The following is a 20478-nucleotide window of genomic DNA, read 5'->3' as shown; positions in this document are numbered from 1 at the left end:
TGTCATTCTTCCCTGCGGGGCGGTTCCGCCAGGGGACCGGCACAGGAGATGGAGCGTAGGCGCAGTTGGCTGACGGGAGCCGTTCCGGCGGCAGAAACGGGATTACCCGGCGACTCGTGATAGTCGAGTCGCCCACCAAAGCGCGCAAACTTGCGGGTTACCTGGGGTCCAACTACATCGTCGAGTCCTCCCGGGGACACATCCGCGACCTACCCCGCGCCGCGGCCGACGTGCCCGCGCGGTTCAAGTCTGAGCCGTGGGCCCGCCTAGGTGTCAACGTTGACGCGGACTTCGAACCCCTTTACATCATCAGCCCGGAGAAGAAGAGCACGGTCACCGAGCTGAAAGGCCTGCTCAAGGACGTCGACGAGCTCTATCTGGCTACGGATGGTGACCGCGAGGGCGAAGCCATCGCCTGGCACCTGCTGGAAACCCTGAAACCGCGCATCCCGGTGAAACGGATGGTGTTCCACGAGATCACCAGGCCGGCGATCCTCGAGGCTGCCGAGAACCCGCGTGACCTGGACATCGATCTGGTTGACGCGCAGGAAACCCGGCGCATCCTGGACCGGCTGTACGGCTACGAGGTCAGCCCGGTGTTGTGGAAAAAGGTCGCACCCAAGCTGTCGGCCGGCCGGGTGCAGTCAGTTGCCACCCGCATCATCGTGCAACGCGAACGCGACCGGATGGCCTTCCGCAGCGCGTCCTACTGGGACATCCTGGCCAGGCTGGACGCCAGCGTTTCCGACCCGAAGGCGCAGCCGCCGACCTTTGCCGCGCGGCTGACGAATGTCGATGGCTTGAGGGTCGCTACGGGCCGGGATTTCGACTCGCTGGGCACTCTGCGCAAGGCCGACGAAGTCATCGTCCTCAACCAGGCCGGCGCGACAGAGCTGGCGACCAACCTGCAGGGCGCGCAGCTGACTGTGGCCTCGGCGGAGGAAAAGCCGTACACCCGCAAGCCGTACCCGCCGTTCATGACGTCGACGCTGCAGCAGGAGGCCGGCCGCAAATTGCGGTTCTCGTCCGAACGCACGATGAGCGTCGCGCAGCGCCTCTACGAGAACGGCTACATCACTTATATGCGTACCGACTCGACCACGCTGTCGGAGTCGGCGATCACGGCCGCGCGCAATCAGGCGCGCCAGCTTTATGGCGAGGAGTACGTGTCGCCTTCCCCGCGGCAGTACACCCGCAAGGTGAAGAACGCCCAGGAGGCGCACGAGGCGATCCGGCCCGCCGGCGAAACATTCGCCACTCCGGACGCGGTCCGCTCCGAGCTCGACGGTGACGGATTCCGGCTCTATGAGCTGATCTGGCAGCGCACCGTGGCCTCCCAGATGGCGGACGCCCGCGGCACCACCCTGAGCCTGCGCATCGAAGGAGCAGCCGGCAATCAGCAGGTGGTCTTCTCGGCGAGTGGGCGCACTCTGACGTTCCCGGGCTTCCTCAAGGCTTACGTGGAAACGGTGGATGACCAGGCCGGCGGCGAGGCTGACGACGCCGAGCGCCGGCTGCCCAACCTGACCGCCGGACAGCGACTCGAAGCGATCGAGTTGAACCCGGACGGGCACTCCACCAACCCGCCCGCCCGCTACACCGAGGCTTCCCTGATCAAGGCGCTCGAAGAGTTGGGCATCGGCCGGCCGTCGACGTACTCCTCGATCATCAAGACCATCCAGGACCGTGGCTACGTCCACAAGAAGGGCAGCGCACTGGTGCCGTCCTGGGTGGCGTTCGCCGTAACTGGTTTGCTGGAACAGCATTTCGGTCGCCTGGTGGATTACGACTTCACCGCGGCCATGGAAGACGAGCTCGACGCCATCGCCTCCGGGAACGAGCAGCGCACCAACTGGCTCAACAACTTCTATTTCGGCGGAGCGCACGGCGTTGCCGATTCGGTGGCCCGCTCCGGCGGCCTGAAGAAGTTGGTCGGCGTCAACCTCGAAGGCATCGACGCGCGAGAAGTCAACTCCATCAAGCTGTTTGATGACGTGGAAGGCCGTGCCGTCTACGTCCGGGTCGGAAAGAACGGGCCTTACCTGGAACGTACGGTTGCCGACGACAACGGTGAGACCAAGCCGCAGCGGGCCAACCTGAATGACTCGCTCACTCCTGACGAGCTGACTCTTGATGTGGCGGAAGAACTTTTTGCGACCCCGCAGGAGGGTCGGGTGCTGGGCGTGGACCCGGCAACTGGTCATGACATCGTCGCGAAGGACGGCCGGTACGGCCCGTACGTGACCGAGATCCTGCCGGAACCTCCGCCCGAGGAGGGCGGTGAGGCGCCGGCCAAGAGGGGTAAGAAGCCGGTCGGGCCGAAGCCTCGCAGCGGTTCGCTGCTGCGCAGCATGGACCTGCAGACGGTGACGCTCGAGGACGCGCTCAAGCTACTGTCGCTGCCGCGGGTAGTTGGCGCGGATCCCGCATCCGGTGACGAGATCACCGCGCAGAACGGGCGTTATGGCCCATACCTGAAGCGCGGCACGGATTCTCGGTCACTGCAAAACGAGGACCAGATGTTCACCATCACCCTCGATGAGGCCCTCAAGATCTACTCCGAGCCGAAACGCTCTGGGCGCCAATCGGCTTCGGCGCCGCCGCTGCGCGAGTTGGGTACCGATGCGGCGTCTGGCAATCCGATGGTGATCAAAGACGGGCGATTCGGCCCTTACGTCACCGACGGCGAGACCAACGCCAGCCTGCGCAAGGGCGACGATGTGCTGTCGATAACCGACGAGCGGGCTTCCGAACTGCTCGCCGACCGCAGGGCTCGTGGGCCCGTGAAGCGGACCGCGAAGAAGACCGCTGCGAAGAAGACGCCGGCCAAGAAGGTGCCCGCGAAGAAGGCGCCGGCGAAGAAAGCTGTCAAGCGCAGCTAGGTTAACGTTGGCGCGTGTCCGCTGAGGCATCGCCATTCGCTTTGGGCCTGCTACTGCGCCGGGCGCACTGGCATGCGGCCGCGGTGATGTCGGAGGCGTTGAGGCCACTTGGAATCGAAGTCCGGCATTTCGCCGTATTGATTGCGCTGGTCGAGCGTGGTCCCACCCGTCAGCAGGACCTGGTGGAGGCGACGGGCTCGGATAAGGCCGGAATCATGCGGGTGGTGGACGACTTGGAGCGGCGAGGTCTGGCCGTCCGCAACGCGGTCCCCGGCGACCGTCGGGCGCGCGCGGTGGAAATCACGGCCGCGGGTCTCGACCTCTTCGATGCCGCGCATGTGGCGGCCGAGCCGCTCGCGGAGCGTTTCGTGCAGGCACTGAAACCCGGCGAACCCGAGCAGTTGACCGATTTGCTGACCCGGCTGACCGGCCCCGCGGTCGAGTGAGGATGTCGCAACCGTCACAAAGTATTGAATGAAACCATCTCACTCAATACTATAAGGTGTAAGGGTTCGCATCGGGCGGATGACAGAGGTGACGGAGATGGACGTATACGAGGCAGTCACGAGCCGCCGGGCAGTGCGCGGGTTCACCGACCGACCGGTACCGCAGCAGGTGCTGGAGCGGGTGCTGGCCGCCGCGGCCTGGTCGCCGTCGGGATCCAATATTCAGCCGTGGAACTGCTACGTGGTCACCGGCGCGCCGCTGGCGGAAATCAAGAAGCGCGCCCTCGAAAGGGTCGCTATCGGTGACCCCTGGGATGAGCGGGAGTACGAGATGTATCCGCCTGCGATGAAGTCCCCGTACCGCGAGCGCCGCGCCGACTTCGGAGAGCAGCGCTACGGAGCGCTGGGCATATCGCGGGATGACGTCGGGGCGCGCCAGCGTGCCGCCGTCGCGAACTGGGATTGCTTCGGCGCGCCCGCCGCACTGTTCTGCTACATCGACCGTGACCTTGGCCCGGCGCAATGGGCCGATGTTGGTATGTACCTGCAGACCGTCATGGTCCTGCTTCGCGCTGAAGGACTGCACAGCTGCCCGCAGATGGCCTGGTCGGTGTATCGCGAGACCGTCGCCGACGTGCTGTTGCCCCCCGACCGGTTGATGCTGTTCTGCGCACTGTCGATCGGCTACGAGGATGAGACGGTGGTGCACGAACGGACGGGCCGGGCGCCGTTAGCCGAGACGGTTACTTTCGTTGACGGCTGAGGTCAGGTCAGCCTTGTCGCTGTCCACCTCGGCGGCCGCTTCCTCGGTCGGCCGGGCAAAGCTACCGGGCTCGGCAAGGTTCAGTGGACGCGCGAGTTGCGTGGGCGCGGTACGCCCACGCAGTTCGACGACTTCGCCCACATCCCAGCACAGCGCTTCGGCATCCAGCGCGCCGCTGACCGCGATCGCCGATGCCAGCACGTGGCCTTCTTCGACCTTGGCCAGCTCGGTCAACCGGGCGGCCTCATTGACCGGGTCGCCGATGACGGTGTATTCGAAACGGGCCTGAGCGCCGATATGACCTGCGATGGCCCGGCCGGCCGATACGCCGATGCCGAACTCGGCCGAACCCAGCACCGGAAGCAGTTCGTCGTGCAGGGCCCGGGCGGCCGACAGCGCGGCACCGGCGCCGTCGGGGTGTTCGATCGGCGCTCCGAAGATTGCCAGCGCGGCGTCACCCTGGAACTTGTTGACGAACCCGCCATAGCGACCGACGGTGTCGACCACCACCCGGAAAAACTCGTTGAGCAGATGCACCACTTCGGCGGGTGGCCGGGTCGCTGCCAACTGAGTGGAACCGATCAGATCCACGAAAAGCACCGCGACGTCGCGTTCCTGCCCGCCCAGTTCGGTGCCGCGCTCGATGGCCCGACGGGCGACATCCTCACCCACGTACCGACCGAACAGGTCACGCAGTCGCTGTCGTTCGGACAGATCGCGGACCATGTCGTTGAAGCCGGCCTGCAGAAGGCCCAGCTCGCTGGCGTCGTAAATCTGCATGTGGGCGTTGTAATTGCCGCGCTGCACCTCCGACAGTGCCCAGCGCAGCTGGCGCAGCGGATCGGCGATCGACATGGACACCAGCAGCGTGCTGGCCGCGCCGATGCCCAGCGCCGCCAGCGCCAGCAACAGGATGGGGTTGAACAGTGTCTCCGCTGAGGTGTGCAGCAGCGAGATCTTGTCCGAGGTCACCGCAAGCACGATCGTCAGCAGCGGCACGGCCGTGGAGAGCGTCCAGGTCAGCATCAGCCGCAGGATGACTCCGGGCGCGCGCACGTTCTCGGGCACACCGCTGCGCAGCGCGGCGACAGCCACCGGCCGCAGCACCCGCTCGGATTGCAGGTAGCCGATGATCGCGGTGGCCGTAGCACCCAGCGCGTTGGCCACCACGACCACGGGTGCGGCGTGCCGGGCTACCGACCAGCTGGCCACGATGAAAATCACGCTGCCGACCGCCCAGGACGCCGCGCTGATGGTTGTGCGATAGAAGGGCATGCGTAAGGCGCGGGTACGGGCCAGCTCGGTAGTGGATGGGTCGGCTTCGACCAGCAGGTTGTCGCGGCGCTGCCATCGGAATACCGGCACCAGAAGTTTGAGGTTCCAGGCGAACCCGAACAGGAACAGGAAGATCACTGACGAGACGAAAATCGCGACGTTCAGCGGCGGCAGATCCTGCAGCAGAATCCGGTCGTGCGGCAGCAAGCCGTAGCGCAGGAAGCCCAGCACGAACAGGCCACCGATGATGTCGGCTTGGAGCATGCTCAGCGAAAAGACGGGCCATGGCGTGCGCACCACCCAGCGGGCGAATGCGCTGATCCGCCGAGGGAGTGTTGCTGCCGTGCTCACGGAACCACCGTATCGGTCAGCAGGGACTCGTCGGAAACTAAAAAGTGGGTCGGCAAGTCGCCTTCGTGCAGGAAAGAAAAGGAAAGATCACGGAAGGGTCGCGAAACGGACGCTGAACGGTATCTGTCGGGGGCGCTGGCTACTGTTGCCGATGATGACGGGGGTGTTTACACGGCTGGTAGGCCAGCAAGTCGTGGAGGCTGAACTGCTGGCCGCCGCTAGGTCCGCGCGCGCTGGTTCTCGCAGTGATCAGGGTCACGGACCCGCGAGCTCCGGGACTATGACACATGCGTGGCTGATCACCGGTCCGCCAGGTTCTGGCCGATCGATTGCCGCTTTGTGCTTCGCGGCGGCGCTGCAATGCACCAGCACGGTCGAAGACGGCGGCCCCGGGTGCGGACGCTGCAAAGCCTGCACGACGACGATGGCGGGCACTCACGCTGACGTGCGGCGGGTGATTCCCGAAGGCCTGTCCATCGGTGTCGGTGAGATGCGGGGGATCGTGCAGATCGCGTCGCGACGGCCGACGACTGGTAGCCATCAAATCGTGGTTGTCGAGGATGCCGACCGGCTGACCGAAGGTGCCGCGAATGCCTTGCTGAAGGTCGTCGAGGAACCACCACCGTCCACGGTCTTCCTGCTGTGTGCGCCGTCGGTCGACCCCGAAGACATCGCTATCACGCTGCGTTCCCGATGCCGGCACGTCGCGCTGGTGACTCCGCCGACCGAAGCGATTGCGCAGGTCTTGATCGACGTCGACGGCCTGGGCGTTGACACGGCGACATGGGCGGCATCGGTCAGCGGCGGTCACGTGGGTCGGGCGCGCCGGCTCGCCACCGACTCCGAGGCACGGCAGCGGCGAGAGCAGGCGCTGGAGTTGATTCGGGACGCTGCACGCCCGGCGCGGGCGTTCCTCGCTGCTGAAGAGTTGGTGGCTGCCGCCGAAGCCGAGGCAGTGGCGCAGACCGCCGGACGCGCAGAGACCGAGACCGAGGAACTGCGTACCGCGCTGGGAGCGGGAGGCACCGGGAAAGGCGCCGCCGGGGCGTTGCGTGGTTCGGCGGGCGCGATCAAGGATCTGGAGCGACGGCAGAAGTCCCGCCAGACCAGGGCGTCGCGGGACGCGCTGGATAGGGCGCTGATGGATCTGGCCACCTACTTCCGGGACGCGCTGGTGGTCTCGGCGAAGGCGGGTCAGGTGCGGCCCAACCACCCGGATATGGCCGAGCGGGTGGGCTCGCTGGCCGACCATGCCACCCCGGAGCGGCTGCTGCGCTGCATCGAGGCGGTGCTGGAATGCCGTGAGGCGCTGGCGATCAACGTCAAACCGAAGTTCGCCGTCGACGCCATGGTGGCCACCATCGGCCAGGAACTGCGCTAACCCGGCGTCCGGAGTTGGGCCACGCGGTCCGCCTGCCGTAGACTCGTCCCGCCCGGCGCGTGGGCGCCAACGGGTACAGCCGCCTTAGCTCAGTCGGTAGAGCGATTCACTCGTAATGAATAGGTCAGGAGTTCGATTCTCCTAGGCGGCTCCATCTAGTCGGTCAGCCGTTCGGCCCGGGCTGACCGTCCGCACCGAACAGCACCCCTTTCGCGCCGCCGGCGCCACCGAGACCACCGACCGAGCTGCCAAACGGCGCTCCTGGGACGCCGCCGGCCCCACCGTCGCCGCCGGTGCCGAGGACCTCAGCGGACCCGCCGGTGCCGCCATTCCCGCCGTCGCCACCCTTTCCGCCGGTACCACCGAGCCCACCGGCGCCACCACCACCGCCGATCCCGCCGGTACCCACCACCCCGGTGGAGCCGCCGTAGCCACCGGCCCCGCCGTCACCGCCGATCCCGCCGGGGATGCCCGCCGCGTTGCCGCCTTGGCCGCCCGCGCCGCCCCGCGCGCCATTGCCGTACACGGCGCCGCCGGAACCGCCGGCACCTCCCGCACCGCCGTCGCCGCCGACCCCGGCAACGCCGGCGTCACCGCCTTGTCCGCCGTTCCCGCCGAACCCTCCGGCGCCGAACACCCATCCACCCCGGCCGCCAGCACCGCCGGTGCCGCCGTTGTGCGCGCTCAGGGCGGAGTTGCCCGCCCCGCCCGCGCCACCTTGGCCGCCTTGCCCGAACAGCGTGGCTGAGCCACCGTCACCGCCCGCGCCGCCATTCCCCTCGAGGGTGCTGTCGCCGCCCACGCCGCCGAAGCCGCCGGGGCCGTAAAGCAGGCCACCTTTGCCGCCCTGTCCGCCATTGCCGCCGGCCGCGCCCGCGCCGACGTTGCTCCCGGCCCCGCCCGCACCACCGCCGCCGCCGGCACCCCACAGTCCGGCGGCGCCGCCGGCACCACTTCTGCCGCCGGCCGTGTTCGCCAACGTCCCTGCACCGCCCAGCCCGCCGCGGCCGCCGTCGCCGAACAGCCAGCCGCCGTGCCCGCCGGCGCCACCCGCGGCGCCACCGATGCCGCCCGTGCCGCCATTGCCGCCGTTACCGATAAGTCCCGCGTCACCGCCGGCACCGCCGGACTGACTCGCGCCGCCAGCGGCGCCGCTGCCGCCGTTGCCCAGCAGCAATCCACCGGCGCCGCCCGCGCCACCGGCCGCTGCCGCGTCGGCGCCGTTGCCGATCAGCGGCCGCCCGAACAAGGTCTGAGTTGGTGCATTGATCAGGTCCAGCAACGGTTGCAACGGCCCCGCACCGGCTGCCTCCGCCGCCGCGTATTCCCCGGTGCCCGACGTCAGCAACTGCACGAACCGCTGATGCAGCGCCGTCGCCTGGTCGTTGAGTGACTGGTATTCCAGCGCATGGCCGGAGAACAGCGCTGCCAGCGCGGTTGACACCTCGTCCTGGGCGGCCGCCAGCAACCCGACGGTCGGTGCGGCGGCGGCCGCGTTGGCCGCGGTCAATACCGATTTGATGCCGGCCAGATCGGTTGCCGCAGAAGCCATCAGCTCTGGAATTGCAACCAGCTGCGACAACGGTGGCCTCCCGCCGGACGATAGACATCCAACGTATCGCTATCGCGGGCCCGAATGTTTCACCCGCCGGGCGTTATCCGGCAGCGCCCGGTGTGCCGAAGAGACTGCCGCGGGCACCACCGGGTCCGTCGGCGCCGCCAAGCGCAATGCCGATCCCTCCGGTGCCCGGAGGCCCACCGGGGCCGCCATTACCGCCGTTGCCGATCAGCTTCGCCGACCCGCCGGCACCGCCGTTGCCACCACTTCCGGGCAACCCGCCGCTGACGAAGGAAAGGCCCCCAGCACCACCTGCGGCACCGGCTCCGCCGTTGCCGTACAGCAGCCCGCCGGCTCCACCCGCTCCGCCTGCCCCGCCGCTTCCGGCGACGAAGCCCATGCTGGGCAGATCTCCTCCGCGCCCGCCCACTCCACCGGCGCCGCCGGAGCCGAGCAGCATCCCGCCCGCTCCACCGGACCCGCCGGACCCACCGAATCCGCCGATGCCCAGGGCGCCGCTGGCGCCGCCAGTCCCGCCGGCCCCCCCGATTCCGCCGAGGCCATAGATGAGGCCCCCGTTGCCGCCCACACCCGCGTTGCCGCCCACCCCTCCTGTAGCGGGATTGCCCTGTCCGCCGGCGCCGCCCCAACCTCCATCGCCGAACAAGCCGGCGTTGCCACCTGCGCCGCCCTGCGAGGCTGTCAACACGCTGGCGCTCAAGCCGCCCGCGCCGCCGTGCCCGCCGTCGCCGAACAGCATGCCGCCGCGCCCACCGCCGCCGCCGTTGCCGCCGATCTGGTTGCCACTTGACGTTGGGGCGGCTGACCCGCCGAACCCGCCGTTGCCGCCGCCGCCCATCAGCCCGGCGTTGCCGCCATTTCCGGCGTCGCCACCCTTAGCGGCGAAGGTGGCATGACCACCATTTCCGCCGTCACCGGCGTCGCCGCTGAGCAGCCCGCCGTTACCGCCATCGCCGCCACGGCCACCCGCGCTGCCGGGCGTCGCTACTGGGGCCCCAGATCCACCCTCACCCCCGTATCCGCCACTGCCCCAGAGCCCGGCGGCGCCACCGGCGCCGCCGGCGCCTCCGGTGAGAGCCACGCCCTGGCCGGCCCCGCCCATCCCGCCTTGGCCGCCGTCGCCGAACAACCAGCCACCGCGGCCACCTGCCCCACCGGCCGCTCCGCCGAGGCCGCCTTTGCCGCCGATCCCGCCGTAGCCGATCAGTCCGGCTTCTCCGCCGGCACCGCCGGCCTGAGCTGTTCCGCCCGCAGCCCCGTTGCCGCCGTTGCCGAACAGCAGCCCGCCGGCGCCGCCGGCTTGCCCCGGTGTGGCCCCGTTGGCTCCATCGCCGATCAACGGGCGTCCCAGTAGTGCCCGGGTGGGCGCATTGATCAGGTCGAGGGCGGGTTGCAGTGGCCCGGCGTTGATCGACTCGGCGGTGGCATACGACTGCGCGCCTGACCCCAGTAATTGCACAACCTGTTGATGGAACGCACCCGCCTGAGCACCCAGCGCCTGATACTGCTGGGCGTACCCAGCAAACAGCGCGGCCACCGCTGCCGACACTTCATCCGCGCCGGCGGCGATCAACCCGGTGGTCGAGCTTGCTGCTGCGGCGTTAGCCTCGCTGATCATCGAGCCGACACCGGCCAAATCCGCTGCCGCCGAGGCTATTGATTCCGGTGCAGCCACCAAATATGACATCGCTGCGGCCCCCTCACAGGTCTCAAATTGACCTTCTGGCTAACTCCCAGTATCGCCCTGGCGGCGCACCATTTTGAGGGTTTGGCGCTGCCATATCCCGGTGTTGACCAGGGAATTTGTAATTATGTGAATTCGATTGACGCGGGGTTGGAAACTGCTATGGCGAACAGTTCTCTCCGCCCTGGCCGGGTCGACTTCTAAAGCGGCGCCAGAAATCCCACCGGCCCCGACGCGAGGCATAGCGCGAGTGTGGTGGTGGCGGCGCGCACGGTTATCGCGTCGCCGGCGCCCGGGAGTCGGGCGTACACGCGATTCAGCCCCGGATGCACCGGAACCTTCACCTCGGGTCCTTCGGACAGGGACAGCATCATGGAGCCTTCAGTGTTGCCGAGGTAGTTCAGTTCGACGGTCCAGTCGGCCGGCAGCAGCGGCCCGTCCAGGATCAGGCGGGCGGGCTGGTCGGGCTGGGCGAAGTATCCGCACTGCGGCACCGGGCCCGGCTTGATGGTCCGCACCCACGTGACCCGGGCGTCGACCAACTGACCCGCGCTGTTGAGCATTCGTAATTGTGTTGTCGCGGGCTCGAATTCGGGTCGGTCGTGCAGCAGCGCGAACATGTGGCTGGCCATGTTCTCCGGCCAGGCGACGCGCTGCAACACAAAGGGATCGACCTCGGAATCCAGCAACGGCACCGCCTTGTTGGCGGCCGCCAGGCTGGCCCGGGCGTTCTTCAGATAGGGCTCGGCGGGGTTATCGCGCCACGACGTCAGAAAGGTCGCAGTCGAGTAGAGGCTGCTGGCCACGAACAACGCCGCCAGGCTGATCGTGGCTGCGGCGCGGGTGGGCGAGGCTTCCAGTCGGCCGGACGACTCGCGGTTGGGCGCGGTGAACGCGATTGCGGCCAGCAGTGCCAGCACCACCACCAGGTCCGGGAAGTAGCGCAGAGTCTGCGCCAGCTCGAGTGCGGTAAATCGTGACGACCGCATCAGGTAGATCGGGACCTGGCAGGCGACCGTGTAACCGACCGCCGTCACCCACACGAGTCCGATGCGCTGCTTGCGGGTCAGCGAGATCGCGACCGCCAGAGCCAGCACCAGCCACCCCAGCACCATCACAGTCAGCGGCGGAGTGGCCCAAGGGGACGACGGCGCCCAGCGCGCCCAGTCCCACGGTCCACCGGCCAGGCCGGGCACGATGCCGTGAGTGATCGAACGGCGCAGCAGCGCCCACGTCATCGCCAGGTCCGAACTCCAGCGACGCTGATTCACCACCGCCAGATACAGCAGCACCCAGCCAATGGTCAGCGCGAGCGATGACACCCACAGCCGGATTCCGTCCTTCCAGACCGTGCGCAGCGCCGTGCGGAGTGCGGTCCCCTGAACGTGGCTCAGCAGAGTCGCGACGGCGAAGGCGACGAACGGGATCACCGCGGCCTTCTCGAAGAACAACAGGCCGCCCAGGTATGCAAGCACGCCGGTGACCGCGTAGCGCTGGTTGCCGGTGCGCAGCAGCAGGACGGCATCGGCACTCACCCAGGCCAACGCCACCAGCATCGGCAATGAGTTCAGCGCCGCCGCCCACCACGCGAACCCCGGCACCCCCAGCGGGGTGAACAGTGCGAACGTCAGTGGGATCAACAACACCGGTCGCCAGCCCAGGATCACGTAGAGCGCCCGCAGCAGCGCCAGCGACGCCAGCAGTTGCAGCACTACCAGGCTGATCGCCGGCCCGGTCCAGGCCAGGGGTGCCAACCGGATAATCGCACCGGCGACCAGGAAGGCACCGGGCATGACGTGACCGTCGTGATCGTCGAACAGGTACGACGGCGACAGCAGCGGTTGTGTACCCGCCCGTCCGATGAGAATCAGATCGTCCCAATAGAAGTAGCCACCGAACGCCAGCACGGCGCGGATCCCCAGCTGCGCCAGGATCAGTACGGCAGCGGCGACGACGACCGCCCTGGCCCCTCGGTATGGTGGGCCGGTGCGCGCACTGGTCACCGGGGCAGCCGGTTTCATCGGATCGACGCTAGTCGACCGTCTCTTAGCCGACGGCCACACGGTAGTTGGCCTGGACAACTTTGCGACAGGTAAAGCGACCAATATCGAACACCTGGCCGACAACGCGGCGTACGTGTTCGTCGATGCCGACATCGTCACCGCGGACCTCGACGGCATCCTCGCCGAGCACCAACCGGAGGTGGTTTTCCACCTGGCGGCCCAGATCGACGTCCGCCATTCGGTGGCCGACTCGCAATTCGACGCCTCGGTCAACGTGATCGGCACGATTCGGCTGGCGGAAGCGGCCCGGCGCGCCCAGGTGCGCAAGGTCGTGCATACCTCCTCGGGCGGATCTATCTACGGCGTGCCGCCGCAGTACCCGACGCCGGAGACGGTGCCCACCGACCCTGCGTCGCCGTATGCCGCGGGCAAAGTGGCCGGCGAGATTTACCTGAACACCTTCCGGCATCTGTACGGCCTGGACTGCTCGCACATCGCGCCGGCCAATGTCTATGGCCCGCGCCAGGATCCGCACGGCGAGGCCGGCGTGGTGGCGATCTTCGCCCGGGCGCTGCTGTCGGGCAAGGACACCAAGGTGTTCGGCGACGGCTCCAACACTCGCGACTATGTATTCGTCGACGACGTCGTCGACGCCTTTGTCCGCGCTTCCGGCGAGGCAGGCGGTGGTCAGCGTTTCAATGTCGGGACCGGTATCGAAACCTCCGACCGCCAACTGCACACTGCGGTGGCCGCGGCAGTGGGCGGGCCTGACGACCCTGCGTTCCACCCGCCGCGGCTGGGTGATCTGAAGCGGTCCTGCCTCGATATCGGTTTAGCGACAGAGGTTTTGGGCTGGCAGCCTAAGGTTGAGCTGGCCGAGGGCGTGCGCCGGACGGTGGATTACTTCCGGCACTAGCTTCCCCGCGCCGAGCGTGAATTTCACGACGAGACACGCCGATTGGGCGTCGTACTGTCCACGCTCGGCGGCTGCCGAGGCGTAGGTGACGGTTACCGAGGGTCGGGTAGCTGCGCACCCTCGAGCGCCACTGCGCGCGCCAGTCGCGCGTAACGCAATTCCAGGTCCTTGAAGCGCATGTAGGTGCTCAGCGTGGTGAAACTGAACGCCATGATCAGCGCGTAGAGCATCAGGTCAGTGCCACGGCGAACGCCGAACCATTGCGCGATGATCGTGGTGTCGTCGGGCCGGATGACGGCGTAAACGCCGGCGAACACGAACAGGACGTAGCCCACCTTGACCCAGGCGCGGGCGCGCGCGCTGCGGCGCGACCGCAGCAGGAAGACCAGCAAGGCCATGATCGATCCGATCAGCAGAACCTGGATCCAGTTCATCGCCTGATCCTCCCTCGCAGAAAACCGTCGAAGATGATGTTGACGCCGTTGAGCAGCGGCTGCCCCTTCGACTTCGAGTACTCGGTGTAAAGCACCTCGACCGGCTGTTCGGCTACCCGCCAATTGTTTTCGGCGATCATCATGACGATCTCGGTGGCATGGCTCATGCCGCTCATGGTGATGTTCAGCCCGTCGGCGACAGTCTTGTTGAACACCCGCAGGCCGTTGTTGGTGTCGGTCAGGCCCAGCCTGCGACCGCGGCGGCTGAGCCGCGCGGCGGTCTGCAGCACCAACCGCTTGATGAACGGCGGCCGGCTGGCGGTGGACGCGGCGAACCTGGTGCCGATGACCACGTCGACGTCACCGGCGGCCAGTCGGTCGACCATCGCCGCGACATCTTTCACCCGGTGCTGGCCGTCGGCGTCGAAGGTGGCGAACACCTGGGCGCCCGGCTGCCGACGGGCGTATTCGACGCCGGTCTGGATTGCCGCGCCCTGCCCCAGGTTGATCGGATGGCGCACCAGATGCGCCCCGGCCTGCCGGGCCACTTGGCCGCTGCCGTCGGAGCTGCCGTCGTCCACGCAGACGACGTTGTCGAAGACCGAACGCAGCTCGGCGATCACCTCGCCGAGGACGGCGGCTTCGTTGAAGGCGGGAACGACGATCCAGACGTCGGGGTAGTGCGTATCAGAAGCCATTTCAAGCACAAATTACACGTCGAGCGGATTCAACTGCTGCGTCCGGCACGCCCGAGCGCAAGTAAATGGACGCCAATTCCCACCAGCGGACCGCACAGCAGACCCACCACGGTGCGGGTCTCGAGCGGCAGCGGTAGCAGCAGTAACAGCCCCGACGCCACCGTGGCGCCGACCCAGCCCAGCGAATAGGACCGGTGCAGCGCCGCTGCCACCGTAGCGGCGCCGGTGAGCGTCAGCAGGGCGATCGCCACGGCCGCGGCCGTCAGCCAGGCCAGTAGTGCACTACTGGCCTGATAGTCGGGGCCGAATGCGAAATGCAACAACCACGGTCCCAGCACGCCGGCCAGCAGGATCCCCACCGCGCCGATACCGGCGATCAGCAGCGCGGGGGAGATCAGCGCCCGCAGTCGGTGGCTGCGCTCGTCGACGAAATGGGCGATCAGGTTGCCCTGCATGGCGGTCAGTGGCACCAGTAGTGGCGCGCGGGTCAAAGTCACCGCCAGGATGACGACGCCGCCCGCCGCACCCAGTTCGGTCGACGTCAGCTTCAGCAGCACCGGAAAGCCCATCACCAGGATTGCGCTGGCACCGGCGGCGGTGACGGAGTGGGCGGCACCCCGCAGAAACGTTGCGGTGCTGCCGGGCGTCTGCAGTCGCGCCGCTGCACGTGAGGTGGGTGAGGCAGACAAAATGATCAGCCAGGCCACCGAGCCCGCGACCGTGGCCCACAGGAACCCGACCAGACCCCATCCCATCACCACGGTCGCGGCAGCCAGCGCCACCCGGATGATCGCGTCGGTCACCATCAGCGCGCCGTACGGACCCCACCGGTTGACGCCGGCCAGCATGCCCAGCAGGGTGGCGTGCAGACAGAATCCGGCCAGCCCGATCGAGAGCAATGCGACCGACGTCCAGCGCGCCTCGACGAAGACCCGGCCGCTCCACAGTGGCGAGCTGCCAGCGATCAGGCCGGCAGAAGCCAGCCCGATGAGCGCGGCAGTCCGCAGCGGATGTGTCCTGGGCTCGCCTGGCTCTGCCGGCTCCGGGGCCAGGTAGTGCATCGCGCGGACCTCACGCGTCGTCTCCTGCAGCAGCCCGTTGGTTGCACCGGAGACCAGTCCGAACGCACCCCAGAACACCCCGAATATCGAGAAACCGCCGGGTGCCAGGTTGCGCGCAGCCAGGTAGATCACCGCGTAGCCGCACAGGGCGGTCACCGCCGTTGCGGTGCCGACCCGCGCGACGCTGCCGCGCGCGATTGGGCCTGCGCCGGCTGCGGGGGTGCCCGCGCCCTCTGTCACCGTGGCGACACTAACCGTCCGGCCGGGTAGCGCAGCCGCTGGCCCTGCATTGATTCTGCGCTGACGGCGCGGGTCACTCGCGTTTTCCCGCCCTCAGCGCAGAGCCATCGGGCGGAGGCTAGTGCCCTTCGGTCTGAAACCGCTCCACCGAACGCTGGACCTCGGCTTCGGCCTCGGCGCGGCCAACCCAGTCGGCAGCCTTGACGTACTTGCCCGGTTCCAAGTCCTTGTAGTGCACAAAGAAGTGCTTGATGGCTTCGAGTTCGTGCTCCGGGACGTCGGTGATGTCCTGGATCCAGTCCCACCGCTTGTCGCCGGCCGGAACACAGAGCACCTTGTCGTCGCCACCGGCCTCGTCGACCATCTTGAACATGCCGACTGGGCGGGCCTCGACCAGCACGCCGGGGTACAGCGGCTGGGGCAGCAGCACCAGCGCGTCCAGCGGGTCGCCGTCCTCACCCAGGGTGTCCTCGATGAACCCGTAGTCGGCGGGGTATGCCATCGGGGTATAGAGGTAGCGGTCCAGCCGCACCCGGCCGGTCTCGTGATCGACCTCGTACTTGTTGCGCTGGCCCTTTGGGATTTCGATCGTCACGTCGAATTGCACGGCTACACAGTAGTCGAGCAGGCACCCCGGCGGCGCTCGGCGGGCGGTTCGGCAGAATGGGTCCGGAAAGACAGGAGTGTTATGGGCCCCAAACGCTGGCGCAAGTCCACCCGCGTGCTCGTTGGGTTGGTGGTGCTTGCGTTCGTCGCTGCCGTTGTGGCGGCCGCGGTGCTCTTCACCGCGGGCGGGCACGGCGCGGGCAGCGCACGATCGCCCGTTCCCCCGCCGCGACCACCCACCGTCAAGGCGGCGGTGTCTCCGGCTGCTGACAGCGCCGCGATGCCCAGCGCCGAAGGTGTGGCCGCGGCACTGGCGGCCACCGCTGCCGACCCCAATCTGGGCCGCTTGGGCGGTCGCATCACCGATGCCATGAGCGGCAAGGAACTCTGGCGCCAGCTCGACGACCTGCCGATGGTGCCGGCGTCGACGAACAAGGTCTTGACTGCGGCTGCGGCGCTGCTCACCTTGGACCACCAGGCCCGGATCAGCACCCGGGTGGTAGCCGCAGGCCAGAGCTCGCAGGGACCCGTCCTGTTGATGGGAGCGGGGGATCCGACGCTGTCGGCGGCTCCGCCGGGTGTGGACACCTGGTATCGCGGCGCGGCGCGGATCAGTGACCTGGTCGAACAGGTGCACCGTAGCGGCATGACGCCGACGGCAGTGCAGGTGGACGTCTCGGCATTCAGTGGTCCCACGCTGGCGCCGGGCTGGGACCCCTCCGACGTCGACAACGGTGACGTCGCGCCGATCGAGGCGGCGATGATCGACGCCGGACGTATTCAGCCGACGACGGTCAACTCGCGCCGTTCCAAAACCCCGGCTCTGGACGCCGGCCGAGAGTTAGCCAAAGCACTCGGCCTGGACCCGGCGGCGGTATCGATCGCCTCAGCCCCGTCCGGCGCGCGGCAACTGGCCGTAGTGCAGTCGGCGCCGCTGATCCAGCGGCTGTCCCAGATGATGAACGCCTCCGACAACGTGATGGCCGAGTGCATTGCCCGCGAGGTGGCGCTGGCCATCAACCGGCCGCAGAGCTTCACCGGCGCGGTCGACGCGGTGACCAGCAGGTTGAACACCGCGCACGTTGATACCGGCGGCATCAGTCTGGTGGATTCCAGCGGGCTGTCGGTCAACGACCGCCTCACGGCCCGGACCCTGGACGGCACGATGCAGGCGGCGGCCGGTCCGGATCAGGCTTCGTTGCGCGCACTGCTGGACCTGCTACCGATCGCCGGCGGCAGCGGAACGCTCGGCGAACGCTTTCTGGACCGGTCCACCGACCAGGGGCCGGCCGGCTGGCTGCGCGCCAAGACCGGCTCGCTGACCGCCGTCAACTCACTGGTAGGTGTGCTGACTGATGCCAGTGGCCGAGTGCTCACCTTCGCGTTCATCTCCAACGAGGCCGGCCCCAACGGCCGCAACGCGATCGATGCGCTGGCCACGAAACTGTGGTTCTGTGGGTGTGCAACATGACTTCTTCTGCGACTTCCTCCTCGGCATCGTCTGGCTTGACGATGGGCAACGCCGTGGATTGGCGATTCGCAGCGACGGTAGGCGAGAAGCTGACTCGCCCAGGCCCACCGACTTCCGATTACACGCGGCAGCAGGCCATGGACGAATTGCTGCGGGCAGCGGAGCAGGCCGAGCCGCCGGTTCGCGATGTCACCGGTTTGCTCACCGGCGGTGTGGTGCCACCGGCCCGCGTCATCGACCGGCGGGAGTGGATTCGGGCGGCGGCCGACTCGATGCGGGCAATGATGAACGGGAGTGAGACGCCGCGCAGCTTTCTCACCGGCCGACTCACCGGTGCTCAGACGGGTGCCGTGCTGGCGTTCGTGTCCTCCGGAATCCTGGGGCAGTACGACCCGTTCAGCACTTCTGAGCCGGAAGGCGCCGGCAGTTTGCTGCTGGTGTACCCGAACGTGATTGCCGTTGAGCGCCAGTTGAAGGTCGATCCATCCGATTTCCGGTTGTGGGTGTGCCTCCACGAGGTGACGCACCGGGTGCAGTTCACCGCCAACGCCTGGATAGCGGGCTACATGTCGAGCTCGCTCGCGTTGCTGACCCAGGAACCCGCCGAAGACCTCGGCGAGGTGGTCGGCCGGCTTGCCGAGTTTGTCCGCAGCCGCGGCAAGGGCGCTGATGACTCCAATGCCGAGGGCATTCTGGGCCTGGTGCGCGCCGTGCAATCCGAGCCGCAACGCAAAGCCCTAGATCAACTGCTCGTGCTCGGCACACTGCTGGAAGGCCACGCCGAGCATGTGATGGATGCGGTGGGGCCGATGGTGGTGCCGTCGGTCGCGACCATCCGCGGCCGGTTCGACGAACGGCGACAGCGCAAACAGCCGCCGCTGCAGCGACTGCTGCGCGCTCTGCTGGGTCTGGACGCCAAACTCAGCCAGTACACCCGCGGCAAGGCGTTCGTGGACCAGGTTGTGGAGCGGGTCGGAATGAAGCGCTTCAACACGGTCTGGACGGGCCCCGAGACACTGCCACTGCCCGCCGAAATTGACCACCCGCAGCGATGGATCGATCGGGTGCTGTAGCCCAGCTGCGCTGGGCGACAAAGAGATTCGCACTCAACTACATGGGCGGCCAGCTGGGCGCCGACGATCGGTGGTGTGTCGGACTGTCCGGCGGCCCAGACTCGTTGGCGCTGACCGCTGTCGCGGCGACGCTGCGGCCGACCCGCGCATTGATCGTGGATCACGGGTTGCAGTCCGGCTCGGCCGAAGTGGCCGAAACCGCACGGGCGCAAGCGATTTCATTGGGATGCGTGGATGCGCGGGTGTTGCGCGTCGAGGTGGCCGCTGGTGGCGGCCCCGAGGCTGCGGCGCGCACCGCCCGTTACGCGGCGCTAGACGGCAATCGCGATGGTCCGGTGCTCTTGGCGCACACGCTCGATGATCAGGCCGAGACGGTGCTACTGGGACTCGGCCGCGGTTCCGGCGGACGGTCCATCGCCGGGATGCGTCCCTACGATGCACCGTGGTGCCGTCCGCTGCTGGGGATTCGACGCGACGTGACCCACGACGCCTGCCGAGAATTGGGCCTGACCGCCTGGCAGGATCCGCACAACGCCGATCCCCGGTTCACCCGCGCCAGGTTGCGAGCTGAGGTCCTGCCGTTGTTGGAGGACGTGCTGGGCGGAGGTGTGGCCGAGGCACTCGCCCGTACCGCGACCGCGTTGCGCGAGGACACCGACCACCTGGACGGTGTTGCCGCGGAATTGCTGCCCGACATCGCCGGGTCCGGACCGGACGGATCCGGTCTGAATACTCAGGCACTGTCCGCGCTGCCCGGCCCGGTACGGCGGCGGGTGATCCGCAATTGGCTCCAGGTCGGCGGGGCGATCGGCCTGACCGACAAGCAGATTCGCGGTGTAGACATTTTGATCACCGGGTGGCGAGGTCAGGGTGGGGTAGCGGTCGGGTCCGCGCTAAGCGGTCAACGCCTGGTCGCAGGGCGGCGAAATGGACTACTCGTGTTGCAATGCGAAGACATTTGACGTCCGCGTTGGTTGTTCACAGGTAGTCGTGGCACGCTGTGCACGTGACCGCGGACCTGTACCCGGGCGACATCAAGTCGGTCCTGCTCACCCAGGAGCAGATTCACGCCCGCATCGCCGAGCTCGGAGCGCGGATCGGCGCCGAATATCGCGACCTGGTGGCTGAGACGGGCCAGGACCTGCTGCTGATCACCGTGCTCAAGGGCGCTGTGCTGTTCGTCACCGACCTGGCGCGCGCGATTCCGCTGCCGACGCAGTTCGAGTTCATGGCGGTGAGTTCCTACGGTTCCTCGACTTCGTCGTCGGGCGTGGTGCGGATCCTTAAGGATCTCGACCGCGACATCCATGACCGTGACGTGCTGATCGTCGAGGATGTCGTCGATTCGGGCCTGACGCTGTCCTGGTTGTTGCGCAACCTGACCAGTCGGCACCCGCGCTCGCTGCGGGTGTGCACGCTGCTACGCAAGCCGGATGCGGTCGGCGCCAACGTTGAAATCGAATACGTGGGTTTCGATATTCCCAACGACTTCGTCGTCGGCTACGGCCTGGATTACGACGAGCGGTACCGCGACCTGCCCTACATCGGGACACTGGACCCGCGGGTTTATCAGTAGCGGGCCGGAGCGATCGCAAGCGCGGCGTAGGCGGGCGCA

17 protein-coding genes and 1 tRNA gene are annotated in these 20478 nt (G+C 67.8%); 10 read left to right on the top strand and 8 right to left on the bottom strand.

Annotated elements, in window-relative coordinates:
• Nucleotides 1-65 precede the first annotated feature (65 nt).
• The 3 genes from topA to ACZY1I_RS22785 all read left to right on the top strand — a co-directional run bounded on the left by topA (nt 66) and on the right by ACZY1I_RS22785 (nt 4091).
• A complete protein-coding gene (gene topA, locus ACZY1I_RS22795) occupies nt 66-2882 on the top strand; it encodes a type I DNA topoisomerase (protein ID WP_463757539.1) in 2817 nt (938 codons plus the stop codon).
• 14 nt (nt 2883-2896) lie between these two features.
• Nucleotides 2897-3328, top strand: coding sequence for a MarR family winged helix-turn-helix transcriptional regulator (locus ACZY1I_RS22790; protein ID WP_463757537.1), 432 nt, complete (start codon nt 2897-2899; stop codon nt 3326-3328).
• Between the two features lie 97 nt (nt 3329-3425).
• Nucleotides 3426-4091: a nitroreductase gene (locus tag ACZY1I_RS22785; RefSeq protein ID WP_463757933.1), complete on the top strand. Its 666-nt coding sequence runs from the start codon at nt 3426-3428 to the stop codon at nt 4089-4091.
• Here ACZY1I_RS22785 and ACZY1I_RS22780 read toward each other — a convergent pair.
• Complete coding sequence (locus ACZY1I_RS22780; protein WP_463757533.1) at nt 4059-5717, bottom strand: adenylate/guanylate cyclase domain-containing protein; 1659 nt, start codon at nt 5715-5717, stop codon at nt 4059-4061. The genes ACZY1I_RS22785 and ACZY1I_RS22780 overlap by 33 nt on opposite strands.
• Nucleotides 5718-5871: 154 nt before the next feature.
• On the opposite strand from ACZY1I_RS22780, the gene ACZY1I_RS22775 reads away from it, so the two are divergent.
• Together ACZY1I_RS22775 and ACZY1I_RS22770 are read left to right on the top strand one after the other, a co-directional pair.
• A complete protein-coding gene (locus ACZY1I_RS22775; protein WP_463757530.1) occupies nt 5872-7098 on the top strand; it encodes a DNA polymerase III subunit delta' in 1227 nt (408 codons plus the stop codon).
• 78 nt (nt 7099-7176) lie between these two features.
• Nucleotides 7177-7252: transfer RNA gene (locus ACZY1I_RS22770), tRNA-Thr, on the top strand.
• A gap of 9 nt (nt 7253-7261) precedes the next feature.
• On the opposite strand, the gene ACZY1I_RS22765 is transcribed toward ACZY1I_RS22770, so the two are convergent.
• From ACZY1I_RS22765 to ACZY1I_RS22755, 3 genes are all read right to left on the bottom strand, one after another.
• A complete protein-coding gene (locus ACZY1I_RS22765) occupies nt 7262-8680 on the bottom strand; it encodes a PE family protein (RefSeq protein ID WP_463757527.1) in 1419 nt (472 codons plus the stop codon).
• 73 nt (nt 8681-8753) lie between these two features.
• Nucleotides 8754-10364 carry a PE family protein gene (locus ACZY1I_RS22760; RefSeq protein WP_463757524.1) on the bottom strand — a complete coding sequence of 537 codons (1611 nt, stop codon included), beginning with the start codon at nt 10362-10364 and terminating at the stop codon, nt 8754-8756.
• A 197-nt stretch (nt 10365-10561) separates the two neighbouring features.
• Nucleotides 10562-12382: a hypothetical protein gene (locus ACZY1I_RS22755; protein WP_463757519.1), complete on the bottom strand. Its 1821-nt coding sequence runs from the start codon at nt 12380-12382 to the stop codon at nt 10562-10564.
• On the opposite strand from ACZY1I_RS22755, the gene ACZY1I_RS22750 reads away from it, so the two are divergent.
• Complete coding sequence (locus tag ACZY1I_RS22750) at nt 12348-13280, top strand: NAD-dependent epimerase/dehydratase family protein (protein WP_463757515.1); 933 nt, start codon at nt 12348-12350, stop codon at nt 13278-13280. The genes ACZY1I_RS22755 and ACZY1I_RS22750 overlap by 35 nt on opposite strands.
• A 92-nt stretch (nt 13281-13372) precedes the next feature.
• Here the strand turns inward: ACZY1I_RS22750 and ACZY1I_RS22745 are convergent, their stop codons facing one another.
• From ACZY1I_RS22745 to ACZY1I_RS22730, 4 genes are all read right to left on the bottom strand, one after another.
• Nucleotides 13373-13714, bottom strand: coding sequence for a DUF2304 family protein (locus tag ACZY1I_RS22745; RefSeq protein ID WP_463757512.1), 342 nt, complete (start codon nt 13712-13714; stop codon nt 13373-13375).
• The gene (locus ACZY1I_RS22740) at nt 13711-14412 is read right to left on the bottom strand and encodes a glycosyltransferase family 2 protein (protein WP_463757508.1); all 702 of its coding nucleotides are present in this window, start codon (nt 14410-14412) and stop codon (nt 13711-13713) included. Before ACZY1I_RS22740 ends, ACZY1I_RS22745 begins: the two co-directional genes overlap by 4 nt.
• A gap of 29 nt (nt 14413-14441) precedes the next feature.
• Nucleotides 14442-15767 (bottom strand): polysaccharide biosynthesis protein, encoded by a 1326-nt coding sequence (locus tag ACZY1I_RS22735; protein WP_463757931.1) that lies wholly within the window; start codon nt 15765-15767, stop codon nt 14442-14444.
• A 64-nt stretch (nt 15768-15831) separates the two neighbouring features.
• Entirely contained in the window at nt 15832-16320 is a 489-nt protein-coding gene (locus tag ACZY1I_RS22730; RefSeq protein WP_463757505.1) for an inorganic diphosphatase, read from the bottom strand.
• 81 nt (nt 16321-16401) lie between these two features.
• Between ACZY1I_RS22730 and dacB the strand changes: the two genes are divergently transcribed.
• The 4 genes from dacB to hpt are packed head-to-tail and all read left to right on the top strand — an operon-like array spanning nt 16402 to nt 20439.
• Nucleotides 16402-17790 (top strand): D-alanyl-D-alanine carboxypeptidase/D-alanyl-D-alanine endopeptidase, encoded by a 1389-nt coding sequence (dacB, locus tag ACZY1I_RS22725; RefSeq protein ID WP_463757503.1) that lies wholly within the window; start codon nt 16402-16404, stop codon nt 17788-17790.
• Complete coding sequence (locus tag ACZY1I_RS22720; protein WP_463757500.1) at nt 17787-18863, top strand: zinc-dependent metalloprotease; 1077 nt, start codon at nt 17787-17789, stop codon at nt 18861-18863. Before dacB ends, ACZY1I_RS22720 begins: the two co-directional genes overlap by 4 nt.
• Nucleotides 18842-19825: a tRNA lysidine(34) synthetase TilS gene (tilS, locus tag ACZY1I_RS22715; protein ID WP_463757497.1), complete on the top strand. Its 984-nt coding sequence runs from the start codon at nt 18842-18844 to the stop codon at nt 19823-19825. The genes ACZY1I_RS22720 and tilS overlap by 22 nt, the downstream gene beginning before the upstream one ends.
• Before the next feature lie 38 nt (nt 19826-19863).
• A complete protein-coding gene (gene hpt, locus ACZY1I_RS22710) occupies nt 19864-20439 on the top strand; it encodes a hypoxanthine phosphoribosyltransferase (RefSeq protein WP_463757494.1) in 576 nt (191 codons plus the stop codon).
• The last annotated feature ends 39 nt before the right edge of the window (nt 20440-20478 follow it).

This window comes from Mycobacterium sp. IDUB_37 (assembly GCF_055419245.1).
This window is presented reverse-complemented; position numbering and strand designations above follow the sequence as displayed.

Excerpts from the sequence above, each read along its gene's own strand:
- ACZY1I_RS22785 (WP_463757933.1), top strand. The coding sequence starts at position 3,426 with ATGGACGTATACGAGGCAGTCACGAGCCGCCGGGCAGTGCGCGGGTTC.
- ACZY1I_RS22775 (WP_463757530.1), top strand. The coding sequence starts at position 5,872 with ATGACGGGGGTGTTTACACGGCTGGTAGGCCAGCAAGTCGTGGAGGCT.
- ACZY1I_RS22760 (WP_463757524.1), bottom strand. The coding sequence starts at position 10,364 with ATGTCATATTTGGTGGCTGCACCGGAATCAATAGCCTCGGCGGCAGCG.
- ACZY1I_RS22755 (WP_463757519.1), bottom strand. The coding sequence starts at position 12,382 with ATGAAACCGGCTGCCCCGGTGACCAGTGCGCGCACCGGCCCACCATAC.
- ACZY1I_RS22745 (WP_463757512.1), bottom strand. The coding sequence starts at position 13,714 with ATGAACTGGATCCAGGTTCTGCTGATCGGATCGATCATGGCCTTGCTG.
- ACZY1I_RS22740 (WP_463757508.1), bottom strand. The coding sequence starts at position 14,412 with ATGGCTTCTGATACGCACTACCCCGACGTCTGGATCGTCGTTCCCGCC.
- dacB (WP_463757503.1), top strand. The coding sequence starts at position 16,402 with ATGGGCCCCAAACGCTGGCGCAAGTCCACCCGCGTGCTCGTTGGGTTG.
- ACZY1I_RS22720 (WP_463757500.1), top strand. The coding sequence starts at position 17,787 with ATGACTTCTTCTGCGACTTCCTCCTCGGCATCGTCTGGCTTGACGATG.
- tilS (WP_463757497.1), top strand. The coding sequence starts at position 18,842 with ATGGATCGATCGGGTGCTGTAGCCCAGCTGCGCTGGGCGACAAAGAGA.